We start from the raw sequence: 26,658 nt of genomic DNA, 5'->3' as shown, positions 1-26,658 counted from the left end.
CGGGCTACACCCCGACCCGCGCGACGGCGCCCTTCTTGCGCAGGTAGCAGTACCAGGTGACCACCAGCAGGGCGAGGAAGAACCCCACGTAGAACCGCAGCGCGGGTTCGATGGTGCCGAACTGCGACTTCGACCAGGCGTACGCCAGCGGCACGATGAAACCGCCGAAGGCGCCGACCGACGAGATCACGCCCAGCGCGCCCGCCGCCTGGCGGCGCATGTGCACCATGGTGTCCGGGTCGCCGCCCGCGAGCTCCCCCTTGATCACGAAGATCCTCGAGATCATCCGGTAGGTCGAGCCGTTGCCGACGCCCGTCGCGACGAACAGGAACATGAAGCTGGCGAAGAACACCGGCAGGTTCTTGGCGTTGACCGACCACAGCGCCGCCGCCGCGCCCACGGCCAGCATGACAAAGCTGACGGCGGTGATCCTGGCGCCGCCGATCCGGTCGGCCAGCTTGCCGCCCAGCGGTCGGATCACCGAGCCGATGCCCGCGCCGAGGAACGCCCAGGTCAACGCGATGTCGCCACGGCCGAACACCGTCTTGAGCAGGGTCGGGAAGGCCGCCGAGTAGCCGATGAACGATCCGAACGTGCCGATGTAGAGCAGCGACATCACCCAGGTGTCGGGATGCCGCAGCGATTGCACGACGGGCTTCACGTCCGCCTTCGCCTCGGAGAGGTTGTTCATGAATCCGAACGCGCACACCGCGGCGACCACGGCCAGCGGGATGTAGAAGAGGCCGGCACGCGACAGCGCCACCCCGCCGCCGGCGACGACGATGGGCGGGATGATCTTCTGCACCACCGCCACGCCGATGTTGCCCCCGGCCGCATTCAGGCCCAGCGCCCAGCCCTTGTCCTTCTCCGGGTAGAAGAACGAGATGTTGGCCATCGACGAGGCGAAGTTGCCGCCGCCGAAGCCGGCGGTGGCGGCGATCGCCACCAGCACCGGAAACGACAGGCCGGGATGGCTGACCGCCCAGGCCAGCAGCACGCACGGGATCAGCAGCAGCGCCGCCGAGATGGTCGTCCAGTTGCGGCCGCCGAAGATCGGCACCGCGAAGGTGTAGGGCAGGCGCAGGAAAGCGCCGACCCCGCTGGGGACGGCGACCAGGCACAGCGCCTGGCTGGCGGTCAGCGCCCAGCCGGACGCGGACGGATGCCCGTGGGAACCGGCGGTCATCTGGACCACCACGATGCTCCACAACATCCACACGCTGAACCCGACGTGCTCGGCGAAGATCGAGAAAATCAGGTTGCGCCGGGCGATCGGCTTGCCGGTCGTCTCCCAGAACGCGGGGTCTTCGGGCCGCCAGTCGTCGATCCAGTGCCCGCCCCGGTGGGGCGGGCGCGGGGGCGCAAGGACCGGGGTGGTCGACTCTGGCGTGGTCGTCGTAGTCACGCCCCGACGTTAGAAAGGGACTGTTACCGGTCTGCGTGGGCGCAGTTACGTCGGCAATACGTGGATCTCGCAGCCGACGTTCGCCCCTTGTCAGAACTTTTCGGCCCCCGAGTGCGCGAGAATTGCCGCATGCAGGCGAGTGAGCAGCCCCTGGGGCTGCGCGAACGCAAGAAGATCAAGACCCGCCATGCCCTGCGCCGCGAGGCGTTCCGCCTCTTCGACGCGAACGGCTACGCCGCCACCACCGTCGAACAGATCGCCGATGCCGCCGAGGTGTCCCCCAGCACGTTCTTCCGCTACTTCGGATCCAAGGAGGCGCTGCTGCTGGCAGACGACCTCGATCCGCTGATACTGGCGGCGTTCGACGCCCAGCCGCCCGAGCTGTCGCCCAGCCAGGCCATCCGCCGCGCGTACGCGAGCGCGATGGCCGGCCTGTCGCCCGAGCAGCTGGAATTCGAGAACACCCGCCAGCGGCTGATCTTCTCGATCCCCGAGCTCAAGGCCGCCCTCTACGACGAGTACTACCGCACCGTGAACGTCATGGCCGAGGCCATCGGTCGTCGAATCGGCCGTCCCGCAGACGATTTCGAGATCCGGGTGTTCGTCGGCGCGATGGTCGGCGCCATGATGGCGGCGTACGACAGCGCACCGAAAACGTCCGAAACCATCTACCGGGCCCTGGACTTCCTGGACGCGGGCATGCCGCTGGGCTGAACGCGGCAACCGCGCGGCGACCGGCGTTGTGGGCCAGGAACGCGATAATCTCACGCGATGCGACAGGGTTGGAATCGACGGGGATTCTTGCAGCTCGCAGGGGCTGCGGCGGTCGCTGCGGCCGCCGCGGGTCCGACGGCGTGCTCGTCGCGCAAACCGTCGTCGGATACCGGCGGCGGCAAATCGGTGACGATCAACCACCTCTTCGGCCAGACCGTCATCAAGGAACCGCCCAAACGCGTGGTCAGCGCCGGTTACACCGAGCAGGACGACCTGCTCGCGGTCGGCGTCGTGCCGATCGCCGTGACCAACTGGTTCGGCGATCAGCCGTTCGCGGTGTGGCCATGGGCCCAATCCAAACTCGGCGGGGCGCAGCCGGTGGTGCTCAACCTCGACAACGGGATTCCTGTCGACCAGATCGCGGGCCTCAAGCCGGACCTGATCGTGGCCACCAACGCCGGGGTCGACGCCGACACCTATCAGAAGCTCTCCGCGATCGCCCCGACCGTGCCGCAGTCGGACGGCGACGCCTTCTTCGAGCCATGGAAGGAGCAGGCCACCATCATCGGCCAGGCGGTGTTCCGGGCCGACCAGATGAAGTCGCTGATCGACGCCGTCGACCAGAAATTCACCGCCATCGGCAAGGAGCACCCCAACTGGACCGGCAAGAAGGCGTTGCTGATGCAGGGCACGCTGTGGCAGGGCACCGTGGTGGCGACCATCGCGGGCTGGCGCACGGACTTCCTCAACCAGATGGGGTTGGTGATCGCCGACAGCATCAAGCCTTTCGGCAGCGACCACCGCGCCGTCATCCCCCGCGACCACGTCAAAGAGGTGCTCGACTCCGCCGACGTGGTCATCTGGACAACCGCGAGCCCCGAGGACCAGAAGGCGTTGCTCGCCGACCCCGACGTCGCGGCCTCACAGGCGACCGCGCAGAACCGGCACATCTTCACCACCAAGGAGCAGGCCGGCGCGATCGCGTTCTCCTCGCCGCTGAGCTACCCGTTGGTCGCCGACCAGCTGCCCCCGCAACTGGGCAGAATCCTCGGCTAGATCCCCGCCGCGCCTGCGGCGTTTGAGCGTTTGCTAAGGCAGCTCTGGCAGTGTTCGAAATTCCCTCGCTCGCCCCTCGCCCGGCCCGCGTTGGGGAGGTTACCGTCGAGTAATGAGCGTCACGGACCTTACCGACAACGTGTCCAAGGACCTGCCGACGGAACTGGTCGGCAACACGGTCCTGGACTTCGGCGACAGCGCGCTGATGCTGCAATGCGGCAGCACCGCCGAGGTGTTGGCGTGGGCTGCGCAGTTGCGCGCCGCGGCGTTGCCGGGCGTGGTCGACATCGTCCCGGCCGCCCGCACGGTGCTGGTCAAGCTCGACGGCCCGCGCTTCCAGGGGCTGGTCCGTCAGCGCCTGCGCAAGATGCGGGTCGCCGCCGAGGAGGCCGCCGCTCCTGATCGGCGTGCCGACGTGGTCATCGACGTCGTCTACGACGGCCCCGACCTCGCCGAGGTCGCCGGCCACACCGGGCTGACCGTCGCGCAGGTGATCGAGGCCCACACCGGTTCCCTCTGGCGGGTCGGATTCAGCGGATTCGCCCCGGGTTTCGCGTATCTGGTCGACGGCGACGCGCGGCTGCGGGTGCCGCGCCACCCGGAGCCACGCACCTCGGTGCCCGCCGGCTCGGTCGGCCTGGCCGGCGAATTCAGCGCGATCTATCCGCGCCAGTCGCCGGGCGGCTGGCAACTGATCGGCCGCACCGACGCGGTGCTGTGGGACCTCGCACGGCCCGAACCGGCGCTGCTCACGCAGGGCATGTGCGTTCAATTCCGGGCCGTCTGAGTTAAGGAGGTCACCGTGGCAACCCTGGAGATCCTTCGCACCGGACCGCTCGCCGTCGTCCAGGACCTCGGCCGCCCCGGACTGGCCCACCTCGGTGTGACCCGATCCGGGGCCGCCGACCGTCGCGCGCACCAGCTGGCCAACCGGCTGGTGGCCAACCCAGATGACCGCGCCACCGTCGAAGTGACCTTCGGCGGTCTCGCGGCCCGCGTGCGGGGCGGCGACGTCGACATCGCGGTCACGGGCGCCGACACCGACCCGACCGTCGACGGAAACAAGTTCGGCACCAACAGCATTCAACATGTCCGCGACGGGCAGGTGATCGCGTTGGGCACCCCCCGCGCCGGGCTGCGGACCTACCTGGCGGTGCGCGGCGGCTTCGGCGTGGAGCCCGTGCTGGGCTCGCGCAGCTACGACGTGATGTCGGCCATCGGGCCGGCACCGCTGCGGGCGGGAGATCGGCTCCCCGTCGGCGAGCACACCCCGGACTACCCCGAGCTGGACCAGGCCCCGGTGGCGGCGATCACCGGACATGTCGTGGAGCTGGCCGTGGTGCCCGGTCCGCGGGACGATTGGTTCGTCGACCCCGATGCCCTGGTGCACAACGACTGGGTGGCGTCCGACCGCAGTGACCGCGTGGGGATGCGATTGGTGGGCCGCCCCCTGCAGCACCGATACCCGGACCGCCAGTTGCCCAGTGAGGGCACCACCCGGGGGGCAATTCAGGTGCCGCCCAACGGTTTACCGGTGATCCTGGGGCCCGACCACCCGGTCACCGGCGGCTACCCGGTGGTGGGCGTGGTGGTAGACGAGGATATCGACAAGATCGCCCAGGTGCGCCCCGGGCAATCGGTGCGCCTGCACTGGTCGCGCCCCAGGGTCCTGGTGGGCGCCCGACCGGGAGCCGACGTTGTGGGCTGGCCGTTTTCCTGACCGAAATGTGTTACAGCTCACACAAAGTCACGCGTTGATGTCGAATCACGGTGATTCAGTGGCTATTTCACCGTCCGCGGCCTACAGGGATTTACCAGCTAACTGGTAATCAACGTACAGGCGATTCGGGCCCGACTGAGTTGACCCGTTCCCGTCCCGAATGTGAGCATCGAAATACACGGCGGGGCATGCCCCTTCATTCGGGGCGCCCAGATCTCCTCCCGCTGCGGGGTCCCAGCCGAATTCGCCCTCGGGGCAACGGGAAATGTGCACTGCGCCGTGCCGATTCCCGCATCGCAGTCGACGAAAGGTGACGATCGGATGGCCCGCAATCATCGCATCGCGGACTGGAATCCAGAAGACACGGTGGCCTGGGAAGCCGGCAACAAGAACGTCGCGCGCCGCAATCTGTTGTGCACCATCGCGGGTGATCACGTCGCCTTTTCGATCTGGACGCTGTGGCCGGTCATGGCGCTGTTCATGCCCGAGCACGTCTACGGCTTCACCGCGGGCGACAAGCTGCTGCTGGGCGCCGTCGCCACCCTCGTCGGTGGCCTGGCCCGCATCCCCTACACCCTGGGCATCGCCACCTTCGGCGGCCGCAATTGGACCGCGTTCTCGGCGTTCGTGCTGCTGATCCCGACGGTGGGCACGATCGTGTTGCTGGCCAACCCCGGGCTTCCGCTGTGGCCCTTCGTGGTGTGCGCCGCGCTGACCGGGCTCGGCGGCGGCAACTACGCGGCTTCGCTCGCCAACGTCAACGCCTTCTACCCCCAGCGGCTCAAGGGCTCGGCGCTGGCCGTCAACGCCGGCGTCGGCAATCTCGGGGTGGCGGTGGTCCAACTGGTCGCGTTGCTGGTGCTGGCGACGGCCGGACACGAGGCGCCGTACTGGGTGTGCGCGGTGTACCTGGTGGCGCTCGCGGTGGTCGGTGTCGCGGCCGCGCTGTTGATGGACAACGTCGGCCACGGCACCGAGCTCACCACGATGCGCGCAATCCTGTTCGAACGCGACACCTTTGTGATCTCGCTGCTCTACATCTGCACCTTCGGCTCCTGGATCGGGTTCTCCTTCGCCTTCGGCCAGGTGATGCAGGTCAACTTCCTGGCCGACGGCGAAAGCGCCAAGCACGCGGCGCTGCATGCCGCGCAGGTGGCCTTCATCGGACCCCTGCTGGGTTCGCTGGCCCGGATCTATGGCGGACGGCTCGCCGACCGAAAGGGCGGCAGCAGGGTCACGCTCGGCGTGCTGGCGGGCATGACGCTGAGCGCCGGATTGCTGGTGGTCATCAGCACCATCGACGACCACACCGCCGCCGACCGCTCGGCCAGCATGGTCGGCTACGTAGTCGCCTTCATGGTGCTGTTCATCCTGTCCGGGATGGGCAACGGTTCGGTGTTCAAACTGATCCCCTCGGTCTACGAGGCGCGCAGCCGCGCCCTGCGGGCGAGCGAGGACGAGCGCCGGCGCTGGGCGCGCGCCAGGGCGGGATCGCTGATCGGCATCTGCTCCGCGGTCGGGGCGCTCGGCGGGGTGGGCATCAACCTCGCGCTGCGCCAGTCCTACCTGGCCACCGGGACGGAGACGTCGGCATACTGGGCCTTCCTGGCCTCCTACGTGGTGGCCGCGATCGTCACGTGGACGGTGTACGCGCGCCGGCCGGTGTCGCCCGCCGAGGCCGTGGAAGGCGACCCGGCGGACGCGCTGGCGCGCGTGTGAGCGTGGCCTCATGGTGGGCAATGCGTAAGCAATTGCCAGGTAACTCAACGGAAATCTGACAGGCATACACAGGTGATATGGGCCAGCTCGACTCCCCGCCGCTGACGGGCTACCGCATCGCGGTGACGTCGAGTCGGCGCTCGGAGGAGCTGTGCGCGCTGCTCAGCCGCCAGGGCGCCGAGGTGTGCAGCGCGCCCGCGATCAACATGATCGCGCTGCCCGACGACGACGAACTGCACCGTAATACCGAGGCATTGATCGCCGAGCCGCCCGACATCCTGGTAGCGCACACCGGCATCGGCTTCCGCGGCTGGCTGGCCGCGGCCGAGGGGTGGAGCCTGGTCAATCCGCTTCTCAAGGCGCTGTCGTCGGCCCGCATCGTCTCGCGCGGGCCGAAGGCGACCGGCGCGCTGCGCGCCGCCGGCCTGCACGAGGAGTGGTCCCCGGAATCCGAGTCATCCCAGGAAGTGCTGGAATACCTGCTCAAGTCGGGGGTGTCCGGGCTGCGGGTGGCGGTCCAGCTGCACGGCGCCGCCGACGCGTGGGACCCCTTCCCGGAATTCCTCGGCGGGTTGCGAATGGCCGGCGCGGAGGTGGTGCCCGTCCGCGTATACCGTTGGAAGCCAACGCCGTTGGGCGGCATGTTCGATCAGCTCGTGACCGGCATCGCGGGACGCCAGTTCGACGCGGTCACCTTCACGTCGGCGCCGGCGGCCGCCGCGGTGCTCGAGCGCGGCCGCGAGCTGGACATCGAGGACCAGCTGCTGAGCGCGCTGCGCGGCGAGGTGCACGCGATGTGCGTCGGCCCGGTGACCTCCAAGCCCTTGATCCGAAAGGGTGTACCGACGTCGTCTCCGGAACGAATGCGGTTGGGCGCCTTGGCCCGTCATGTCGCAGAGGAGCTGCCGCTACTGGGCTCGTGCACGGTGCGCGCCGCGGGCCACACTGTCGACATCCGCGGCACCTGCGTGCTGGTGGACGGCTCGATCAAGGTGCTGTCGCCGTCGGGTATGGGGATACTGCGCGCGCTGGCGAAGCGTCCCGGTGACGTCGTCGCCCGCGGTGACCTGTTGCGTGCGCTGCCCGGTAACAGCAACGACCCGCACGCCGTCGACACGGCCGTGCTACGGCTGCGAACGGCCCTGGGGGACAAGAACATCATCTCGACCGTGGTCAAGCGTGGCTACCGGCTCGCGACCGAGCAACGAGCGGACACGTCATGGCGCTGATCCTGGTCGCGCACGGCACCCGCCGGCCGGAGGGCGTGGCGATGGTCGAAGGGCTTGCCGCGCAGGCGAGCTCGCTGACCGGACGCCCGGTGGAGGTCGCGTTCGTCGACGTGTTGGGCCCCACTCCCAGCGAGGTGCTGACGCGGGCGAAGGCCACCGGCCGGCCCGCCATCGTGCTGCCCGCGTTCCTGTCGCGCGGCTACCACGTCCGCGCCGACCTGCCGGCCCACGTCGAGCTCAGCGGGCACCCCGGCGTGATCGTCACGCCGGCCCTTGGCCCGAGCGGCCAGGTCGCCCGCCTCGTCGGCGATCAGTTGGTCAAATGCGGTTGGCGTCCCGGCGATTCGGTGATTCTTGCGGCCGCGGGAACATCGGATGCCAGGGCACGCGCCGACCTGCACACCACGGCGACGCTCGTCTCTGCGCTGACCGGGTCGCGGGTGAGCCTGGCGTTCGCGGCAACCGGGGATCCGCAGTTGCCCGAAGCGGTCGACGAGGCGCGGCGCCATGCGCGCAGCAACAACGCGCGCGTCGTGGTCGCCTCCTATCTGCTGGCCGACGGACTGTTCCAGGAGCGGCTGCACGCCTGCGGCGCCGACCTGGTCAGCGAACCGCTGAGCACCCATCCCGGCCTGAGCCGCCTGATCGCCAATCGATTCCGGCGGGCCATGCCGCCGGTACTCGCACCGACCGCCCGGCACGCTTCGCGCCGGTCGAGCGCGCAGCGGTTGGTCCATGACCGCGTCGTGCGCCCGAATTCGGCGGCCTGAGCGGGCCGAAAGCGCCGACCGGTGGGGCGCGCCGACGCCCCGCGACGCTTGATCTTTGGCCTGATACCGGCGATCCTGGCACCATGCCCCGTCGCGAAGAGCCGTCGCGTGGGCTCCTCGACCCGGTCGCCAAGATGCTGCGGTTGCCGTTCGGCACACCGGAATTCATCGACCGGATCGTGACCGGCGGGGCCAACCAGGTGGGCCGTCAGACACTGCGCCTGTTGATCACCACGTGGGACGCCGCCGGCGGCGGCCCCTTCGCGGCGAGCGCGATCGCCTCGACCGGGATGGCCAAGACCGCCGAAACCGTGCAGACCATGTTCGTCGGCCCGGTTTTCGGCCCGCTGCTCAAGCTACTGGGGGCCGACAGGGCCGCCACCCGCGCCTCGCTGTGCGCCTCGCAACTGGTGGGCCTGGGCATCATGCGCTACGGCATCCGCTCCGAGCCGCTGCATTCGATGTCCGTGGACGCGCTCGTCGACGCCATCGGCCCGACGATGCAGCGCTACCTCGTCGGCGACATCACCCGCTAGGTGGCGATCCGGCCGACCTGGACGACGCCGTCGTCCGTGACGCGCGCCGGGTAGACCGGCACCGAGAAGTTCGGATCATCCAGGCATTCACCGTCTTCCAGTGAGAAGGCCTGCTTGAGGATCGGTGACTGAACCGTCACCCGGCCACCGCGGTCCCCCACGATCCCGCGCGAGAGCACGGCCGCCCCGGAGAACGGGTCGACGTTACCCACCGCGTACACCGAGCCGTCGTCGAGCCGGAACAACGCCGCCTGGGACCCGTCGTCGAGCAGCACGCCGACCCCCCGGCCCGGGATGAGGCGGTCGTACTCGCAGGCCGTCGTCCACACCGCAATGTCGTTGAGAAGTGTCATGATTTCTCTCCAGCTCCCATACGGATCTTCGGCATGCCAATGGACACGGGGATTTTGCGCCCGGCATGCTCGGTGAATTCCACGGTCGAATCGACTTCGTCGGGGGCGTTGACGAACGAGACGAACCGCGACAGCTTGTCCGGGTCGTCGAGCACGCCCTTCCATTCACACTTGTAATTGAGCACGTGCCGCTCCATTGCGGCCTCGAATTCTTCGGCCAGGCCCAGCGAGTCCTCACACACGACCTCGCGCACGTGATCGAGGCCGCCCTCGAGCGAATCCACCCAGGGCGCCGTCCGCTGCAGCCGGTCGGCGGTCCGGATGTAGTACATGACGAACCGGTCGACGTAGCGGACCAGCGTCTCGGTGTCCAGGTCGCTGGCCAACAGCTGGGCGTGCTTGGGCGTCATGCCGCCGTTGCCGCCGACATAGAGGTTCCAGCCCTTTTCGGTGGCGATGACGCCGACGTCCTTGGAGCGCGCTTCGGCGCACTCGCGCGCACACCCCGAGACCCCCATCTTGATCTTGTGCGGCGCCCGCAGGCCCCGGTACCGCAGCTCCAGATCGATGGCCAGCTGCACCGAATCCTGCTGACCGTAACGGCACCAGTCGGTACCCACGCAGCTCTTCACGGTGCGCAGCGCCTTGCCGTACGCGTGGCCCGACTCCATGCCGCCGTCGACCAGCCGTCGCCAGATCTCCGGCAGCTGGTCCACCCGGGCGCCGAACATGTCGATCCGCTGGCCGCCGGTGATCTTGGTGTACAGCCCGAAGTCCTGCGCGATCTGGCCGATCAGGATCAGGTGCTCGGGCTTGATGTCACCGCCGGGCACCCGCGGCACCACCGAGTAGCTGCCGTTCTTCTGGATGTTGGCCAGGAAGTGGTCGTTGGAATCCTGCAGCGAGGCCTGCTCGCCTTCGAGGATGTGGTCCGAGCCGGTGGAGGCGAGGATGGACGCGACCACGGGTTTGCAGATGTCGCAACCCTTTCCGCGGCCGAAGCGCTCCAGCAGGCCGGAGAACGTCCGGATCTCGGTGGCCGAGATGATCTCGAAGAGCTCCGCCCGCGACTGGCTGAAGTGCTCGCACAGCGCCTTGGACTGTTCCACACCCTCGGCTTCCAGCAGCTGCTTGAGCAGGGGCACACACGATCCACACGACGTTCCGGCCGCGGTGCACGACTTGAGCGCGGGCACGTCGGCGCAGCCGTCGGCGATCGCGCACTTCAGGTCGCCCTTGGTGACGTTGTTGCACGAGCAGATCTGCGCGGAATCCGGCAGCGCGCCGATTCCCAGCGCCGGAGCGTCGCCGGAGACCGGGGCGATCAGCGCGAGCGGATCCCCCGGCAGCTCGCTGCCGACCATGGGCCGCAGCACCCCGTAGGACGAGGCGTCACCCACCAGGACGCCGCCGAGCAGGGTCTTCGCGTCGTCGGACAGCACCAGCTTGGCGTAGGTCTTCTTGACCGCATCGTTGATGGCGACCTCGAGGCAGTTCTCGGTGGCCCCCATCGCGTCGCCGAAGCTGGCGACGTCGACGCCGAGCAGCTTGAGCTTGGTCGACAAGTCCGCCTCGCCGAACTCCGCGGCACCGTCCAGCAGGCGGTCGGCCACCACCTCGGCGGAGGTGTAACCGGGCCCCACCAGGCCGTAGCACCGGCCACCGATCGCGGCCACCTCACCGACCGCGTAGATGTTCGGATCGCTTGTGCGGCAAGTCAAGTCGGTGAGCACGCCGCCGCGCTCGGCCAGCTCCAGCCCCGCGGCCCTGGCCAGCTCGTCACGGGGACGGATGCCGGCCGCGAAGATGACCAGCCCGGCGTCGATGACCTCGCCGTCGGTCAGGCGCACCCGCACCGACGACACCCCGTCGGAATGGTCGACCGCTTCGATCGACTCCGTGCCAGTGCCCACGTGCACCGCGATGCCCAGGTCGCCGACCATCTTGGCCAGCAACGCGCCGCCGCCCTCGTCGATCTGCTGGGCCATCAAGCGGGGCATCATCTCGACGACGTGCGTCCGCAACCCGAACTGGCGCAGCGCATTCGCGGCCTCCAGGCCCAGCAGGCCACCTCCGATCACCACGCCCGCCGGGGTGCGACCGGCCTCCAGCGTGCGCTGGGCGTCGGCCCGGATGGCGTCGAGGTCGTCGAGCGTGCGGTACACGTGGCATGCCGCCAGGTCGTGGCCGGGCACGGGCGGGACGAACGCGTAGGAGCCGGTGGCCAACACCAAGGTGTCGTAGCCGTGTCGTTGCCCATCGGCCGTAACAACCGACTTCGCTTCCCGGTCGATCTCGGTCACGCGAGCGTTCAACACCAGCCGAACCTGTTCGTCACCCGCGTAGTCGTTGCCCGGCAGTGCCAGCAGCTTGCGGTCCCAGCTTTCGGTGTACGAGGTCAGCCCGACGCGGTCGTAAGCCGCGTCGGCCTCCTCGGCGAAAACCGTGATGCGCCACAACCCCTCGGTGTCGCGCGCGCGAAGCGCCTCGACCAGCCGATGCCCCACCATGCCGTGCCCGACTACGACGATGTGACGGCTCGCACAGTGCGCGCGCGAAATCCCGTCTGCAGCCATGGCTTTGAGGCTAGCGGCCGGAAATTACCGCGAATTCGCCCAATGTGACGGTCCTATGACGAGGATCTCACAACTCACAGGGAACACTGTGAATATTCGTTCGCCCAAGGCGAACGCCTAGGTGGAACTTTAGCGTGGTCGACTCATGTTTCACCTAACAGCCGGCCGGAAGGGCGCCGGACACAGCAAATCCACAACAAAGCTCAAGGAAGCACAAGGAGATCCCCATGAGTAACCTCGCATTGTGGTCGCGACCGGCCTGGGACACCGACCGGTGGTTGCGCGACTTCTTCGGCCCCGCCGCCGCGACGGACTGGTACAAGCCGACTACCAGCGGTTTCAACCCCGCCGCGGAGATCGTCAAGGACGGCGACGACGCGGTCGTCCGCGTCGAGCTGCCCGGCGTTGACGTCGAGAAGGACGTCAACGTAGAGGTCGACCGCGGCCGTCTCGTGATCCACGGCGAACGCCGCGACGAGCACGCCGAGGAGAAAGAGGGGCGCACCCTGCGTGAGGTCCGGTACGGAGCCTTCCACCGGTCGTTCCAGTTGCCGGCCCACGTCACCGGCGACGCCATCACGGCCTCCTACGACGCCGGGGTGCTGACGGTGCGGGTCGCCGGCGCCTACGCCGGAAGCCAGGCGAAGCGCATCGAGATCACCAAGTAAGAGGTGGACAACGATCCGGCGGGGCCAAGCGCCCCGCCGGATTCGCCTGCCGCGCAGGTGCTCTCGCTCCGGATCGGCCCCCGGCGCGCCGGCGGTTCTCTCGCCCGACACTGATGCGGGCCGCACCCGGCGCCGGGGGCCGCTTGCCCGCGCGCGGGCAAGCGGGTGCGGCGCGCGGAGATAGATAAGGAAGCGAGTCGCCTGACGTTGGGCTGTGCCGTGGCTAGTATCGGGGGCGTACTGTGATCCGCAACACCGCCCGCCCTAGGAGATTTCCGTTGACGCCCCCGACTGGCACCACTGAACTCGCCGAACTGCACGACCTCATCGGGGGCCTGCGACGGTGCGTGGGCTCCTTGAAGAGTCGCTACGGTGACAGCCCGGCGATGCGGCGCATCGTCATCGACGCGGACCGGATCCTGTCCGACGTCGAATTGCTTGACACCGACGTGTCCGAGCTGGACCTGACGCGCGCCACGGTGCAGCAATCCGGCGAGAAGATCGTCATTCCCGACACCCAGTACGACAGCGAATTCTGGCGCGATGTCGACGACGAGGGTGTCGGCGGTCACAGCAGGTACTGACAACCCAAGCCCCCCGGAAATCAGGGGGTGCTCTCTGTGTACCCTTCGACCAACAGCCCGTTCGAAGAGGAACACTAGATGAGCGCACCCACGGCGAACCGTCCTGCGTCAGGTGTCTTTTCACCCACGCGCGCCCGCATCCCGCAACGGACCCTACGCACCGACCGGTGGTGGATGTCGCCGCTGAGGATCGACCTGGGCTTCGCCGCGTTCGTCATCTACGCGACGGCGCGCGCATTCCAGCAGGATTACTTCTTCGTCCCGAAGTACCACTACCTGACGCCGTTCTACTCGCCCTGCGTCAGCAAGGCTTGCGGCGAGGCCGGTGACATCTGGCCGCAGTTCCTGCCGGACGTGTGGTGGCTGCCGTACGCGGCGCTGTCCCTGCCGTTCCTGCTGCTGTTCCGGCTGACCTGCTACTACTATCGCGGCGCCTACTACCGCACGGTGTGGCAGTCGCCCAGCGCATGCGCGGTGGCCGAACCCCGCGTCCACTACACCGGCGAGACCAGGTTCCCGCTGATCATCCAGAACACCCACCGGTACTTCTTCTACATCGCCGGCATCATCTCGGTCATCAACACCTACGACGCGATCGTGGCGTTCCACTCCGACAGCGGACCGGGCGGATTCGGCTTCGGCCTGGGCAACCTGATCCTGGTCGGCAACGTCGTCATGTTGTGGATCTACACGCTGTCCTGCCACTCCTGCCGGCACGTGACCGGCGGGCGCCTCAAGCACTTCTCCAAGCACCCTGTGCGGTACTGGATCTGGACCCAGGTCAGCAAGATCAACACCCGGCACAAGATGTACGCCTGGATCACGCTGGGCACCCTGATGCTCACCGATTTCTACGTCGCCCTGGTGGCCAGCGGCACCATCAGCGACCTGAGATTTGTTGGCTGAAAAGCCATTTGAAGAACAACTTAGCTAGCGAGGATTTTCATGGTTGAGGTCGAGCGGCATGCCTACGACGTAGTCGTCATCGGTGCCGGCGGCGCAGGGCTGCGTGCGGTCATCGAGGCGCGGGAACGCGGCCTCAAGGTCGCCGTGGTGTCCAAATCGCTGTTCGGCAAGGCCCACACGGTGATGGCCGAGGGCGGTGCCGCGGCGGCCATGGGTAACGCCAACCCGAAGGACAACTGGCAGACCCACTTCGGCGACACGATGCGGGGCGGCAAGTTCCTCAACAACTGGCGGATGGCCGAGCTGCACGCCAAGGAGGCGCCCGACCGCGTCTGGGAACTGGAGACCTACGGTGCGCTGTTCGACCGCACCAAGGACGGCAAGATCAGCCAGCGCAACTTCGGTGGGCACACCTACCCGCGGCTGGCGCACGTCGGTGACCGCACCGGCCTGGAGCTGATCCGCACGTTGCAGCAGAAGATCGTCTCGCTGCAGCAGGAGGACCACGCCGAATTCGGTGACTACGACGCGCGGATCAAGGTGTTCGCCGAATGCGCGATCACCGAGCTGATCAAGGACGGTGACGCGATCGCCGGCGCGTTCGGCTACTGGCGCCAGACGGGCCGATTCATCATGTTCGAGGCGCCGGCGGTCGTCCTGGCCACCGGCGGCATCGGCAAGTCGTTCAAGGTCACCTCGAACTCCTGGGAGTACACCGGCGACGGGCACGCCCTGGCCCTGCGGGCCGGAGCGTCGCTGATCAACATGGAGTTCGTCCAGTTCCACCCGACCGGCATGGTCTGGCCCCCCAGCGTCAAGGGCATCCTGGTCACCGAGGGTGTGCGCGGCGACGGCGGTGTGCTGAAGAACTCCGACTCCAAGCGGTTCATGTTCGACTACATCCCGCCGGTGTTCAAAGGCCAGTACGCCGAGTCCGAGCAAGAGGCCGACCAGTGGCTCAAGGACAACGACTCGGCCCGCCGGACCCCCGACCTGCTGCCCCGCGATGAGGTCGCGCGCGCGATCAACTCCGAGGTCAAGGCCGGCCGGGGCAGCCCGCACGGCGGCGTGTTCCTCGACATCGCGTCCCGGTTGACGCCCGAGGAGATCAAGCGGCGCCTGCCGTCGATGTACCACCAGTTCAAGGAGCTGGCCGGGGTCGACATCACCAAGGAGCCGATGGAGGTCGGGCCCACCTGTCACTACGTGATGGGCGGTGTCGAGGTGGACGCCGACACCGGTGCGGCCACCGTGCCGGGCCTGTTCGCGGCCGGTGAATGCTCCGGCGGCATGCACGGCTCCAACCGGCTGGGCGGCAACTCGCTGTCGGACCTGCTGGTCTTCGGCCGGCGGGCCGGCCTGGGCGCGGCCGACTACGTGCGGGCGCTGAGCAGCCGCCCGACCATCTCGGCCGAGGCCGTCGAGACCGCCGCCGAGCGCGCGCTCTCCCCGTTCGAGGCACCGCCCAACGGGGCCGCGGCGGAGAACCCCTACACGCTGCAGCTCGAACTGCAGCAGTCGATGAACGACCTGGTGGGCATCATCCGCAAGGCGGACGAGATCTCCGAGGCCCTCTCCCGGCTGGACAAGCTCCGCGAGCGGTTCAAGAACATGCACGTCGAGGGTGGGCGCGAGTACAACCCCGGCTGGAACCTGGCGATCGACCTGCGCAACATGCTGCTGGTCAGCGAGTGCGTCGCCAAGGCCGCGCTGGAGCGCACCGAAAGCCGCGGCGGCCACACCCGCGACGACCACCCGTCGATGGATTCGGGCTGGCGCAAGGTGCTGCTGGTCTGCCAGGCCGCCGGCGGCGACGGGGTGATCCCGGACATCAGCGTCACCCGCAAGGACCAGGTGCCGATGCGGTCCGATCTGCTGGAGCTCTTCGAGATCTCCGAGCTGGAGAAGTACTACACCGACGGTGAGCTGGCCGAGCATCCAGGACGGAGAGGCTAATGACCTACAACGCGACCATGCGTGTGTGGCGCGGTGACGATGCCAACGGCGCGCTGCAGGACTTCACGGTGGAGGTCAACGAAGGCGAGGTGGTGCTCGACATCATCCATCGCCTGCAACAGACCCAGACTCCCGACCTCGCGGTGCGATGGAACTGCAAGGCCGGCAAGTGCGGCTCCTGCTCGGCGGAGATCAACGGGGTGCCGCGGTTGTTGTGCATGACCCGGATGTCCACCTTCGCCGAGGACGAGGTGGTGACGGTGACGCCGCTGCGGACGTTCCCGGTGATCCGGGACCTGGTCACCGACGTCTCCTTCAACTTCGAGAAGGCACGCGAGATCCCGGCCTTCGCGCCGCCGAAGGATCTGCAACCGGGCGAGTACCGGATGGCGCAGGCCGACGTGCAGCGCTCGCAGGAATTCCGTAAGTGCATCGAGTGCTTCCTGTGCCAGAACGTGTGCCACGTGATCCGCGACCACGACGAGAACAAGGAGGCGTTCGCCGGGCCGCGCTTCCTGATGCGCATCGCCGAGCTCGAGATGCACCCGCTGGACACGCTGGACCGGCGCAACCAGGCCCAGGAGGAGCACGGCCTGGGCTACTGCAACATCACCAAGTGCTGCACCGAGGTCTGCCCGGAGAACATCAAGATCACCGACAACGCGCTGATCCCGATGAAAGAGCGGGTCGCCGACCGCAAGTACGACCCCGTGGTGTGGCTGGGCAACAAGCTGTTCCGGCGCTGAGGCGTTAGCCCACCCGGGGCACCGGGTATCCGCATATCAACCCAAACTCCGGAAGGCAGCGTGGGAGATATGCGAGAAACCACCAGCATCAACGAAATTCGAACCGCGATCCGCGAGTTGTCCCTGCGCGCCGATCTCGCGCGCAAGGAAGGCCGCCCCGACGACGCCGCCGAGATCGAGCAGCGGATAGCGGGCCTCCGAGCGGAACTCGGCCGCCGCCCCTAGCCGCGCTCAGGCGCCGAGGCGCCGGAACATGCTGCGGTGAAACACGATCGGTGCGACGTCGGCGTCGATGGTCACCTCGATGACCCGCAGCACCACGATGGTGTGGTCCCCCGCCGGGATCAGCTGCTCGACCGCGCTCTCCAGCCAGAGCGCGGTGCCCTTGATGAACACCGCCCCGCTGTCCCTGGATTCCGTCTCCAGACCGGCGAACCTGTCGCCGGTCTTGGCGGCCAGTGTCCGCGCCGCCTCGTCGTGGGCCTCGCCGAGGACGCTGATTCCCAGCATGGGCAGGTCCTTGAGCTTGGGCCACGTCGTCGACGTGTTCTGCACGCAGAACGACACGAGCGGCGGATCCAGGGAGACCGGGACAAAGGTGCTGGCCGCCAGGCCTTCCCGGGCGCCCTGGACCTCGGCGGCGATGGCCACCACCCCCGAGGGGAAATGACCGAAGGCCTCACGGAGTGTGGACGGTGTCAAATTCTTGTTCGAGTTCACCGGAATTCATTCGCCCCTTGAGCCGAGAACGGGATTCTCGTCCCCGACCCTACCTGCCGAATACCCGTGCGCCGAAGCCACATCGGGGTGCGCGCGCAACCTGCTCTTCCAGGCGTTGCGGCCATAGACGGAGAAGATCGGATCCGAGGGGTCGGCGACCCGGCCCGCGCGCGCCTGCAGTTCGGGGGGCAGCGTCAGCACCGGGATCCGCGCGTCCAGCCGCGGATTGAAGAAATACGGCACCGAGATCCGGTCGGCCGGCTGCGCGTCCAGGGTGACCCGGTGCTCGGTGGCCCGCAGGTAACCCCCCGTCGCCACCTCGAGCAGTTCGCCGATGTTGACCACGAAGGCGTCGTCGACCGGCGGCACCTCGACCCATTCCCCGGTCCCGGGCCGGCGCACCTGCAGGCCGCGGCTCCCCGGCTCGGCCAACAGCAGCGTGAGCACGCCGGAGTCTCTGTGCGGGCCCACGCCCTGCGGCGAGGCCGCGGTCCGCGGGTAGCGCACGACCTTGATCAGCGTGGCCGGGGTTTCGGCGAAGGCGGGCTCGAAGACGTCGGGTGGGCCGCCCAGGGAGGCCGCCCAGTGCCGGAGCAGGGTGCGGGCCACCTCGGAGAGCGCGGCGTCCCACTCGGCGATGATCCCGGGCAGCTCGGGCAAGGCGGCCGGCCATTGGTTGGGGCCCTGCAGCCAGAGGTAGTCGGGCTTGCCGGGCCCGCCGATCGCCGGACGCTCCGGGCCGATGTCGATCTGCTCGCGCCAGTCCACCTCGCCGCGGGTGAGCTCCCCGCCCATCCGGGTGTAACCGCGGAAGTGGGGACTGCGCACCATCGCGACCGCATCCTTGTCTTCCTGGGGCAGCGCGAACAGCCGCCGTGCCGCGTCGAGCACCCGGTCCGAGAGACCGGCGGGCACCCCGTGGCCGGCCAGGTAGAAGAATCCGACCTCGTGGGCGGCGCGGCGCAAGCCGTCCCGCAGCGGGCCGGCGCCGGCCCGCATGTCCACGACAGGCAGCGCGGTGACGCTACTCACTTTCGTCATGCCCCAATCATCTCCGCAGGTCACGGCCGTTGTGTCGACGTTCCCAACCGGTTGGTTAGTTAGACGGTGAAATTTAGATCACACTCGCTTGCGCGGAACTGTCGACAGCGATAGTTTTACAGGGTTACTGGTGGGTAACTTAGACCTAGTACCCAACCACAAGTGGCATTCTCAACGAGGAGGAACCGTAGTGGGCCACTACAAGAGCAACGTCCGTGACCAGGTGTTCAACCTGTTCGAGGTCCTGGGCGTTGAGCAGGCCTTGGGCGCCGGCGACTACAGCGATCTGGACGTCGACACCGCGCGCGAAATGTTGTCAGAGATCAGCCGGCTGGCCGAGGGGCCCATCGCCGAGTCGTTCGTCGAGGGTGACCGCAACCCGCCGGTCTTCGACCCCAAGACCCACTCGGTGACGCTGCCGGAGCCCTTCAAGAAGTCGGTCCGCGCCGTCACCGAGGCCGGGTGGGACAAGGTCGGCATCGACGAGGTCCTCGGCGGCATGCCGATGCCCCGGGCGCTGGTGTGGGCGCTGCACGAGCACCTGCTGGGCGCCAACCCCGCCGTGTGGATGTACGGCGGCGGCGCCGGCTTCGCCAACATCCTCTACCACCTCGGCACCGAGGAGCAGAAGAAGTGGGCCGTGATCTGCGCCGAGCGCGGCTGGGGCTCCACCATGGTGCTGACCGAGCCGGACGCCGGTTCCGACGTCGGCGCGGGGCGGACCAAGGCGATCCAGCAGGACGACGGGTCCTGGCACATCGAGGGTGTGAAGCGGTTCATCACCTCGGCCGACTCCGGCGACCTGTTCGAGAACATCTTCCACCTGGTGCTGGCCCGCCCCGAGGGCGCGGGTCCGGGCACCAAGGGCCTGTCGCTGTTCTTCGTGCCCAAGTTCCTGTTCGACTTCGAGACCGGCGAGCTGGGCGAGCGCAACGGCGTCTTCGTGACCAACGTCGAGCACAAGATGGGCCTGAAGGTTTCGGCCACGTGTGAGCTGTCCTTCGGCCAGCACGACGTGCCCGCGAAGGGTTGGCTGGTCGGCGAGGTGCACAACGGCATCGCGCAGATGTTCGAGGTCATCGAGCAGGCCCGCATGATGGTCGGCACCAAGGCCATCGCGACCCTGTCGACCGGTTACCTCAACGCGCTGGAGTACGCCAAGTCGCGCGTGCAGGGCGCCGACATGACGCAGATGACCGACAAGACCGCGCCGCGGGTGACCATCACGCACCACCCCGACGTGCGCCGGTCGCTGATGACCCAGAAGGCGTACGCCGAGGGTCTGCGCGCGCTGTACCTCTACACCGCGACCTACCAGGACGCGGCGGTCGCCCAGGCCGTGCACGGCGTGGACGCCGAGCTCGCCGTCAAGGTCAACGACCTGATGCTGCCGGTGGTCAAGGGTGTCGGTTCCGAGCAGGCCTACGCCAAGCTCACCGAGAGCCTGCAGACGTTCGGTGGGTCCGGCTTCCTGCAGGACTACCCGATCGAGCAGTACATCCGGGACGCCAAGATCGACTCCCTCTACGAGGGCACCACGGCCATCCAGGCGCAGGACTTCTTCTTCCGCAAGATCATCCGCGACAAGGGTGTGGCGCTGGCCCACGTGTCCGGTGAGATCCAGAAGTTCGTGGACAGCGAGTCCGGCAACGGCCGGCTGAAGTCCGAGCGTGAGCTGCTGGCCAAGGCATTGGCGGACGTCCAGGCGATGGCGGCCACCCTGACCGGCTACCTGATGGCGGCGCAGGAGGACGTGACCAGCCTCTACAAGGTGGGTCTGGGCTCCGTGCGCTTCCTGATGAGCGTCGGCGACCTGGTCATCGGCTGGTTGCTGCAGCGTCAGGCGGCGGTGGCCGTGCAGGCGCTGGACGCCGGCGCCAGCGGTGAGGAGCGGTCCTTCTACGAGGGCAAGGTCGCGGTGGCTTCGTTCTTCGCGAAGAACTTCCTGCCGCTGCTGGCCGGCACCCGCGAGGTGATCGAGACGCTGGACAACGACATCATGGAGCTCGACGAGGCCGCTTTCTGAGCCGCTTCCACCGGGGATGAGCAAACCCCGCTCCCGAAATGGGAGCGGGGTTTTCATCTGATCCCCCGGCGACAAAAAGACCGCCGCTGGATCCCCTCACTCCAACGGCGGCCCTTTTCGTACGCCCGTCCGCGTTGACCGGCGGTCGTTCCGGGGATGCCCCGTATTGCCGTCGGGGTCGGGGGGTCAGACCACAACACGGGGTCATCCGCGCCTACGGATACCCCTACGACGGAATTACTAACCCGGTGTGACCCATTTCATGAAAGCCCGCCCGCTACCCGGAGGTCAGGCCTCCAGGATCGCCGCCACGCCCTGGCCGCCGGCGGCGCAGATGGAAACCAGGGCCCGCAGCGGCTTGCCCGCGCCGGCCTTGCGCTCCGCCTTCTTCTGCGCGAGCTGCTTGGCCGCCTGGGCGAGGATCCGCCCCCCGGTGGCGGCGAAGGGGTGGCCGGCGGCCAACGACGAGCCGTTGACGTTGAGCTTGGACCGGTCGATCGAGCCCAGCGCGGCGTCGAGGCCGAGGCGCTCCTTGCAGTAGTCCTCCGACTCCCACGCCTGCAGGTGCGCCAGCACCACCGAGGCGAAGGCCTCGTGGATCTCGTAGAAGTCGAAGTCCTGCAGGCTCAGACCGTTGCGGGCCAGCAGCCGCGGCACCGCATAGGTGGGCGCCATCAGCAGCCCGTCCCGGCCGTTGACGTAGTCGACCGCGGCGGTTTCGGCGTCCACCAGGAAGGCCAGCGGCGACAGCGAGTGGGCGGCCGCCCACTCCTCGCTGGCCAGCAGCGCGACCGACGCCCCGTCGGTCAGCGGGGTCGAGTTGCCGGCGGTCATCGTCGCGTCGCCGGACTTCACGCCGAACACGGGCTTGAGCTTCGCCAACTTCTCCGCCGACGAATCCGGGCGCAGGTTGTCGTCGCGGTACAGCCCGAGGAACGGGGTGACCAGGTCGTCGAAGAAGCCCCGGTCGTAGGCGGCGGCCATGTTGCGGTGGCTGGCCGCGGCGAGCTCGTCCTGGTCGACGCGTTTGATGCCCATCTCCTTGGCGGTGATCGCCTGGTGCTCGCCCATGGACAGCCCCGTGCGCGGCTCGCTGTTGACCGGGATCTCGATACCCAGGGTGGCCGGCAGCGTGCCCACCAGCCGCAGCCGCTGGACGTTGGACTTGGACCGGCGCAACTTGAGCAGGGTCCGGCGCAGGTTGTCACCCAGCCCGATCGGCGGGTCGGAGGTGGTGTCCACGCCGCCCGCCGCGGCCGCCTCGTACCGCCCGGAGGCGATGCCGTCGGCCGCGGCGATCGCCGCCTGCAGGCCCGTGCCGCAGGCCTGTTGCAGGTCGAACGCCGGCGTGTACGACGACAGCTCGGAGCCCAGCACGCATTCGCGCGTCAGGTTGAAGTCGCGGCTGTGCTTGAGCACCGCGCCGCCGACCACCACACCCAGCCGTTCGCCGGCCAGTCCGAAGCGGTCCACCAGCCCGCCCAGCGCGGCGGTGAACATGTCCTGATTGGATGCCTCGGCGTAGGCGCCGTCGGACCGGGCGAACGGGATGCGATTACCGCCCAGGACGGCGACCCGTCGCCGCTGCGAACTGCGCTGGTTGCTTGCCTCGGAACTTGCAGGGGCCACTGTCTTCTCCGTGTGTCTGCGGTTGGATTATCGGATCGGCCGTCTGGGGTCATACTACCCACTGTTCTTACTCTGAAGTAAGTTCGTCCTCGATACGGTTGTGCTGTAGGCACACCCCGACTTCGAAGCACATGGAAGGTAGCTCCGGTGGCTCCCAAGGTCTCGTCCGATCTGTTCAGTCAGATCGTCAACTCCGGTCCTGGATCGTTTCTCGCCAAGCAACTCGGTGTCCCGCAGCCCGAGACGCTGCGCCGCTACCGGCCCGGCGATCCGCCGCTGGCGGGCTCCCTGCTGATCGGCGGCCAGGGCCGGGTGGTCGAGCCGCTGCGCGCCGCGCTGGCCAAGGACTACGACCTGGTCGGCAACAACCTGGGTGGCCGCTGGGCCGACCAGTTCGGCGGGCTGGTCTTCGACGCCACCGGCATCACGACGCCGGAGGGGCTCAGGGGGTTGTACGAGTTCTTCACGCCGCTGCTGCGCAACCTGGGCCACTGCGCCCGCGTCGTGGTGGTCGGCACCACCCCCGACGCCGCCGCCGGCCCGCACGAGCGGATCGCGCAGCGTGCGTTGGAAGGGTTCACCCGGTCGCTGGGCAAGGAGGTGCGCAACGGCACCACCGTGGCGCTGGTATACGTCTCCCCCGACGCCAAACCCGCTGCGACGGGAGTGGAATCGACCATGCGGTTCATCCTGTCGGCGAAGTCCGCCTACGTGGACGGCCAGGTGTTCTACATCGGGGAGGCCGACTCCACGCCCCCGGCGGACTGGGAGCGGCCGCTGGACTCCCAAGTCGCCATCGTGACCGGCGCCGCCCGCGGGATCGGCGCGACGATCGCCGAGGTGTTCGCCCGCGACGGCGCCCGCGTCGTCGCTATCGACGTCGAGTCGGCCGCCGAGACGCTGGCCGAAACGGCCAGCCGGGTCGGGGGCACCCCGTTGTGGCTCGACGTCACCGCCGAGGACGCGGTGGACAAGATCACCGAGCACCTGCGCGAGCACCACGGCGGACGCGCCGACGTGCTGGTCAACAACGCCGGAATCACCCGCGACAAGTTGCTGGCCAACATGGACGACGCGCGCTGGGACGCCGTCCTGGCCGTCAATCTCCTTGCCCCCCTGCGGCTTACCGAAGGGCTGGTGGGCAACGGCACCCTCGGCGAGGGGGGCCGGGTGATCGGGCTGTCCTCGATGGCCGGCATCGCGGGCAACCGCGGGCAGACCAACTACGCCACCACCAAGGCCGGGATGATCGGCCTCACCCAGGCGCTGGCGCCCGAGCTGTACGGCAAGGGCATCACGATCAACGCCGTCGCACCGGGCTTCATCGAAACCCAGATGACGGCCGCCATCCCGCTGGCCACCCGCGAGGTGGGCCGCCGGCTGAACTCGCTGCTGCAGGGCGGCCAGCCCGTCGACGTCGCGGAGACCATCGCCTACTTCGCCAACCCGGCGTCAAACGCGGTGACGGGCAACGTCATCCGCGTCTGCGGCCAGGCCATGCTGGGCGCATAGCTGCGAGGAGGACGACGCGATGAACCAGCCAAGCGGCCTGAGGAACATGCTGCGCGCGGCGGCGGGGGCGCTGCCCGTGGTGTCCCGCGGGAACCAGTTGCCGACGCGCACGGTGGATATCGAGGAACTGCCCATCGACCGCACGAACGTGGCCGAGTACGCCGGGGTCACCGGCCTGCGTTACGGCAACAACGTGCCGCTCACCTATCCGTTCGCGTTGACCTTCCCGGCGATGATGTCGCTGGTGACCGGGTTCGACTTTCCTTTCGCCGCAATGGGTTCGGTGCACGTCGAAAACTACATCACGCAGTACCGGCCGATCGCGGTCACCGACACCGTCGGTGTGCGCGTGCACGCCGAGAACCTGCGCGAGCATCGCAAGGGCCTGCTGGTCGACCTGGTGACCGACGTGAGCGTCGGCACCGACACGGCGTGGCATCAGGTGACGACCTTCCTGCACCAGCAACGCACCAGCCTGTCCGACGAGCCCAAGCCGCCACCGCAGAAGCAGCCCAAGCTGCCGCCGCCCAGCGCCGTCGTGCGCGTCACCCCGGGCCTGATCCGGCGCTACGCCGTCGTCGGCGGCGATCACAACCCGATCCACACCAACCCGATCGCGGCCAAGCTGTTCGGCTTCCCGACCGTCATCGCGCACGGAATGTTCAGCGCGGCGGCCGTATTGGCGAACATCGAAGCCCGGCTCCCGGCCGCGGTGAAGTATTCGGTGCGGTTCGGCAAGCCGCTGGTGCTGCCCGGCACCGCAGGCCTCTACATCGACGAAGGTCACGACGGCTGGGACATCTCGCTGCGCAACATCGCCAAGGGCTACCCGTACCTGACCGGCACGGTCCGGGGGCTCTAGCGGCGCCTCAGCCCGAGTGCGTCGGGCCGCGGCCCGTGGCGAGCACCTTCAGGCCGTGGGCGCTGGTCGCGGTGAGCAGGAAAAGCAGGAACAACCACAGCGGGGGCCGGGCGAGTTCCCAGACGAAGATCGCCGCCCAGATCGGTGAGCCCTGCGTCACCGCGAGCACGCCGGCGGCGCCCGCCAGCGACACCGCCGGCACGTGCAGGTGGGTCCCGGCCGCCCAGTTGATCGTCAGCACCAGCGCCGCCCCGGCGGCCGCACCGGTGGCCAGCGACGGCGTCAGCATCCCGCCGGCCCCGCCGGCACGCAGGAACAGCGCCGTCAGCAGGGGTTTGAGGGCCAGGATCGCGAGCGCGGACAACAGTGTCATGCCGCTTTCCAGGCTCACCGTGAGGACGCTGCGACCGTTGCCGGGCAACTCGGGCCACCAGTGCGAGCAGATACCCATCGCCAGCCCGGCTCCGGCGAGCGCGGGAACCAGCACCCAGGTTCGCATGGGCTTGGCCGGCCGGGCCGCCGCCATCAACCGGTCGAACGCCAGACCCACCGCGAGGGTCAGCGGCGCCAGCAGCAGCCCGTGCGCGGTCAACAGGTACGTCGACTCGCCGATCGGCCACTGCAGGCTGGGTTCGTCCCGCGTGATCGCCGAGCCGACGGCGACCGCCAGGCTGGAGGAAATGAACGCCGCGCCCAGCGCCCGCGGATGCCAGGTGTTGAGCATGATCCGCACCGAGAACAGCGCACCGGCCAGCGGAACGGCGTAGACGGCACCCAACCCGGCGCCGGCCGCGCAGGCCAGCAGCACCTCGCGGTCGCGGGGCGATAGTCGCCTGAGCCAGGCCGTCCCGAAATCGCCGAGGGCCGCGGCGAATTGGCGCGGGGCGCCTTCCCGCCCCAGCGATGCGCCGGAGCCGACGAGCAGCACCTGCACTATGGCGTCGACGCTCCAGGACAGCCGCGGTATCGGTTCGCGGCGGGCGATGGTCTCCGCCAGGGGCGGCACCCGGGTTCTCCTGCGCAGGGCCCACCACCCGATCGCCGCCAACGCACCGCCGATCATCGGCCCCACCGCGCGGCGCACCGGGCTGCTGGCGGCGACGCCGGCGAGCAGCGCGCCGAAGGTGTAGTGGTACGTCACGTGCTCGACGAAGCGCAGCACGGACGTCGTCGCCAGCCCGGCAATCCCGGCCAGCAACCCGATGATGACTACGGCACAGAAGAAGTCGACGTTGCACCGGGCAGGCGGTCGAGCCACATGACGAATGTAGGGGTTAGCGCCCCGCGGCGCCGGGTCCGCCCTTCTCGGGCCGCGCCGCCGCGGCGGCCTCCCGCTCCTCCGGCGCGCCGCGCAGGCCATGCCAGAACAGGTTGATCATCAGCTCGGCCGCCTCGTCGGCGTCGATGTCGCCGATGCTGAGCTGGTTGGCCGTCGCCTCGCCCGCGCCCACCAGCGCCACGGCCATCATCTCGTGTTCCCGCTCGGTCCGCGGGGTGCGGCTGCCCGCCCGCACCAGTCCGGCGACCAGTTCGATGATCTGTTCGCGCCCCTCGCGCACCATGTGCGCGAACGCCTGCGAGCTGGTGGCCTGGGTGTACATCACGATCCACGAGGCCCGGTTGGCGTCGATGTAGCGCATGAACGACACAATGGTGTTGCGCAGCAGGTCTTTCGGGCTCTGCGTGAAATCGATGTCGGCGCGGACCGCGTCGATGAACCGGCCCATCTCACGATTCAGGCAGGCGCCGAACAGGTCCTCCTTGGAGCCGTAGTACAGGTAGAGCATCGGCTTGGAGATCTGCGCCTCGGCGGCGATGGCGTCCATCGAGGTCTCGTGGTAGCCGTTGACCGAGAACATCTGCACCGCGGCGTCGAGCATCTGTTGCTCACGGACAGCCCGCGGTAACCGCTTGGTGCCACCCGCCATCG

At 68.5% G+C, this 26,658-nt stretch carries 25 protein-coding genes; 17 read left to right on the top strand and 8 right to left on the bottom strand.

Going from position 1 to position 26,658, the window contains the following annotated elements:
* Positions 1–4 precede the first annotated feature (4 nt).
* Positions 5–1,327, bottom strand: coding sequence for an MFS transporter (locus G6N37_RS21725; protein WP_372514734.1), 1,323 nt, complete (start codon positions 1,325–1,327; stop codon positions 5–7).
* A gap of 207 nt (positions 1,328–1,534) precedes the next feature.
* Here G6N37_RS21725 and G6N37_RS21720 point away from each other — a divergent pair, with 207 nt between their 5' ends.
* The 8 genes from G6N37_RS21720 to G6N37_RS21685 all read left to right on the top strand — a co-directional run bounded on the left by G6N37_RS21720 (position 1,535) and on the right by G6N37_RS21685 (position 9,149).
* A complete protein-coding gene (locus G6N37_RS21720) occupies positions 1,535–2,119 on the top strand; it encodes an acyl-CoA-like ligand-binding transcription factor (protein ID WP_163683476.1) in 585 nt (194 codons plus the stop codon).
* 57 nt (positions 2,120–2,176) lie between these two features.
* Complete coding sequence (locus G6N37_RS21715) at positions 2,177–3,175, top strand: ABC transporter substrate-binding protein (protein WP_163683475.1); 999 nt, start codon at positions 2,177–2,179, stop codon at positions 3,173–3,175.
* Between the two features lie 112 nt (positions 3,176–3,287).
* Positions 3,288–3,962 (top strand): 5-oxoprolinase subunit B family protein, encoded by a 675-nt coding sequence (locus G6N37_RS21710; protein ID WP_163683474.1) that lies wholly within the window; start codon positions 3,288–3,290, stop codon positions 3,960–3,962.
* A gap of 15 nt (positions 3,963–3,977) precedes the next feature.
* Positions 3,978–4,895 carry a 5-oxoprolinase/urea amidolyase family protein gene (locus G6N37_RS21705; RefSeq protein ID WP_163683473.1) on the top strand — a complete coding sequence of 306 codons (918 nt, stop codon included), beginning with the start codon at positions 3,978–3,980 and terminating at the stop codon, positions 4,893–4,895.
* A 321-nt stretch (positions 4,896–5,216) separates the two neighbouring features.
* Positions 5,217–6,614 carry an MFS transporter gene (locus G6N37_RS21700; protein WP_163683472.1) on the top strand — a complete coding sequence of 466 codons (1,398 nt, stop codon included), beginning with the start codon at positions 5,217–5,219 and terminating at the stop codon, positions 6,612–6,614.
* A 77-nt stretch (positions 6,615–6,691) separates the two neighbouring features.
* Positions 6,692–7,843 (top strand): uroporphyrinogen-III synthase, encoded by a 1,152-nt coding sequence (locus G6N37_RS21695; protein WP_163683471.1) that lies wholly within the window; start codon positions 6,692–6,694, stop codon positions 7,841–7,843.
* Positions 7,834–8,613 carry a sirohydrochlorin chelatase gene (locus G6N37_RS21690; protein ID WP_163683470.1) on the top strand — a complete coding sequence of 260 codons (780 nt, stop codon included), beginning with the start codon at positions 7,834–7,836 and terminating at the stop codon, positions 8,611–8,613. Before G6N37_RS21695 ends, G6N37_RS21690 begins: the two co-directional genes overlap by 10 nt.
* An 83-nt stretch (positions 8,614–8,696) precedes the next feature.
* The gene (locus G6N37_RS21685) at positions 8,697–9,149 is read left to right on the top strand and encodes a TetR/AcrR family transcriptional regulator (RefSeq protein WP_163683469.1); all 453 of its coding nucleotides are present in this window, start codon (positions 8,697–8,699) and stop codon (positions 9,147–9,149) included.
* Here G6N37_RS21685 and nirD read toward each other — a convergent pair.
* Together nirD and nirB are read right to left on the bottom strand one after the other, a co-directional pair.
* A complete protein-coding gene (gene nirD / locus G6N37_RS21680; protein WP_163683468.1) occupies positions 9,146–9,502 on the bottom strand; it encodes a nitrite reductase small subunit NirD in 357 nt (118 codons plus the stop codon). The genes G6N37_RS21685 and nirD overlap by 4 nt on opposite strands.
* Positions 9,499–12,078, bottom strand: coding sequence for a nitrite reductase large subunit NirB (gene nirB, locus G6N37_RS21675; RefSeq protein ID WP_163683467.1), 2,580 nt, complete (start codon positions 12,076–12,078; stop codon positions 9,499–9,501). The genes nirD and nirB overlap by 4 nt, the downstream gene beginning before the upstream one ends.
* A gap of 227 nt (positions 12,079–12,305) precedes the next feature.
* Between nirB and G6N37_RS21670 the strand changes: the two genes are divergently transcribed.
* The 6 genes from G6N37_RS21670 (at position 12,306) to G6N37_RS25915 (ending at position 17,163) form a co-directional block, all read left to right on the top strand.
* Positions 12,306–12,746 (top strand): Hsp20/alpha crystallin family protein, encoded by a 441-nt coding sequence (locus G6N37_RS21670; protein WP_163683466.1) that lies wholly within the window; start codon positions 12,306–12,308, stop codon positions 12,744–12,746.
* A gap of 278 nt (positions 12,747–13,024) precedes the next feature.
* Positions 13,025–13,330, top strand: coding sequence for a hypothetical protein (locus G6N37_RS21665; RefSeq protein ID WP_163683465.1), 306 nt, complete (start codon positions 13,025–13,027; stop codon positions 13,328–13,330).
* A gap of 78 nt (positions 13,331–13,408) precedes the next feature.
* Entirely contained in the window at positions 13,409–14,236 is an 828-nt protein-coding gene (locus G6N37_RS21660; protein WP_163683464.1) for a hypothetical protein, read from the top strand.
* A 39-nt stretch (positions 14,237–14,275) separates the two neighbouring features.
* Positions 14,276–16,192: a fumarate reductase/succinate dehydrogenase flavoprotein subunit gene (locus G6N37_RS21655; protein ID WP_163683463.1), complete on the top strand. Its 1,917-nt coding sequence runs from the start codon at positions 14,276–14,278 to the stop codon at positions 16,190–16,192.
* Positions 16,192–16,938 carry a succinate dehydrogenase/fumarate reductase iron-sulfur subunit gene (locus G6N37_RS21650; protein ID WP_163683462.1) on the top strand — a complete coding sequence of 249 codons (747 nt, stop codon included), beginning with the start codon at positions 16,192–16,194 and terminating at the stop codon, positions 16,936–16,938. Before G6N37_RS21655 ends, G6N37_RS21650 begins: the two co-directional genes overlap by 1 nt.
* Before the next feature lie 69 nt (positions 16,939–17,007).
* Positions 17,008–17,163: a hypothetical protein gene (locus G6N37_RS25915; RefSeq protein WP_167527405.1), complete on the top strand. Its 156-nt coding sequence runs from the start codon at positions 17,008–17,010 to the stop codon at positions 17,161–17,163.
* Positions 17,164–17,169: 6 nt separating this feature from the next.
* On the opposite strand, the gene G6N37_RS21645 is transcribed toward G6N37_RS25915, so the two are convergent.
* Positions 17,170–17,658, bottom strand: a complete 489-nt coding sequence (locus G6N37_RS21645; RefSeq protein WP_163683461.1) for a flavin reductase family protein — start codon at positions 17,656–17,658, stop codon at positions 17,170–17,172.
* A 6-nt stretch (positions 17,659–17,664) separates the two neighbouring features.
* Positions 17,665–18,699 carry an isopenicillin N synthase family dioxygenase gene (locus G6N37_RS21640; protein ID WP_163683460.1) on the bottom strand — a complete coding sequence of 345 codons (1,035 nt, stop codon included), beginning with the start codon at positions 18,697–18,699 and terminating at the stop codon, positions 17,665–17,667.
* Positions 18,700–18,889: 190 nt separating this feature from the next.
* On the opposite strand from G6N37_RS21640, the gene G6N37_RS21635 reads away from it, so the two are divergent.
* Positions 18,890–20,725, top strand: a complete 1,836-nt coding sequence (locus G6N37_RS21635; protein WP_163683459.1) for an acyl-CoA dehydrogenase — start codon at positions 18,890–18,892, stop codon at positions 20,723–20,725.
* Between the two features lie 288 nt (positions 20,726–21,013).
* Here the strand turns inward: G6N37_RS21635 and G6N37_RS21630 are convergent, their stop codons facing one another.
* Positions 21,014–22,354 carry an acetyl-CoA C-acetyltransferase gene (locus G6N37_RS21630; protein WP_163683458.1) on the bottom strand — a complete coding sequence of 447 codons (1,341 nt, stop codon included), beginning with the start codon at positions 22,352–22,354 and terminating at the stop codon, positions 21,014–21,016.
* A 147-nt stretch (positions 22,355–22,501) separates the two neighbouring features.
* Between G6N37_RS21630 and G6N37_RS21625 the strand changes: the two genes are divergently transcribed.
* Together G6N37_RS21625 and G6N37_RS21620 are read left to right on the top strand one after the other, a co-directional pair.
* Entirely contained in the window at positions 22,502–23,866 is a 1,365-nt protein-coding gene (locus G6N37_RS21625) for a 3-oxoacyl-ACP reductase (protein WP_163683457.1), read from the top strand.
* A 19-nt stretch (positions 23,867–23,885) separates the two neighbouring features.
* Entirely contained in the window at positions 23,886–24,728 is an 843-nt protein-coding gene (locus G6N37_RS21620) for a MaoC/PaaZ C-terminal domain-containing protein (RefSeq protein ID WP_163683456.1), read from the top strand.
* Positions 24,729–24,735: 7 nt separating this feature from the next.
* Here the strand turns inward: G6N37_RS21620 and G6N37_RS21615 are convergent, their stop codons facing one another.
* Together G6N37_RS21615 and G6N37_RS21610 are read right to left on the bottom strand one after the other, a co-directional pair.
* Complete coding sequence (locus tag G6N37_RS21615) at positions 24,736–25,986, bottom strand: chloride channel protein (protein ID WP_232075135.1); 1,251 nt, start codon at positions 25,984–25,986, stop codon at positions 24,736–24,738.
* A 16-nt stretch (positions 25,987–26,002) separates the two neighbouring features.
* A complete protein-coding gene (locus G6N37_RS21610) occupies positions 26,003–26,656 on the bottom strand; it encodes a TetR/AcrR family transcriptional regulator (RefSeq protein ID WP_163683454.1) in 654 nt (217 codons plus the stop codon).
* Positions 26,657–26,658: the final 2 nt, after the last annotated feature.

The organism is Mycobacterium seoulense, assembly GCF_010731595.1.
GTDB classification, from domain to species: domain Bacteria; phylum Actinomycetota; class Actinomycetes; order Mycobacteriales; family Mycobacteriaceae; genus Mycobacterium; species Mycobacterium seoulense.
The sequence above is the reverse complement of the archived record's forward strand: the minus strand, read 5'-3'. Positions and strand labels throughout refer to the sequence as shown.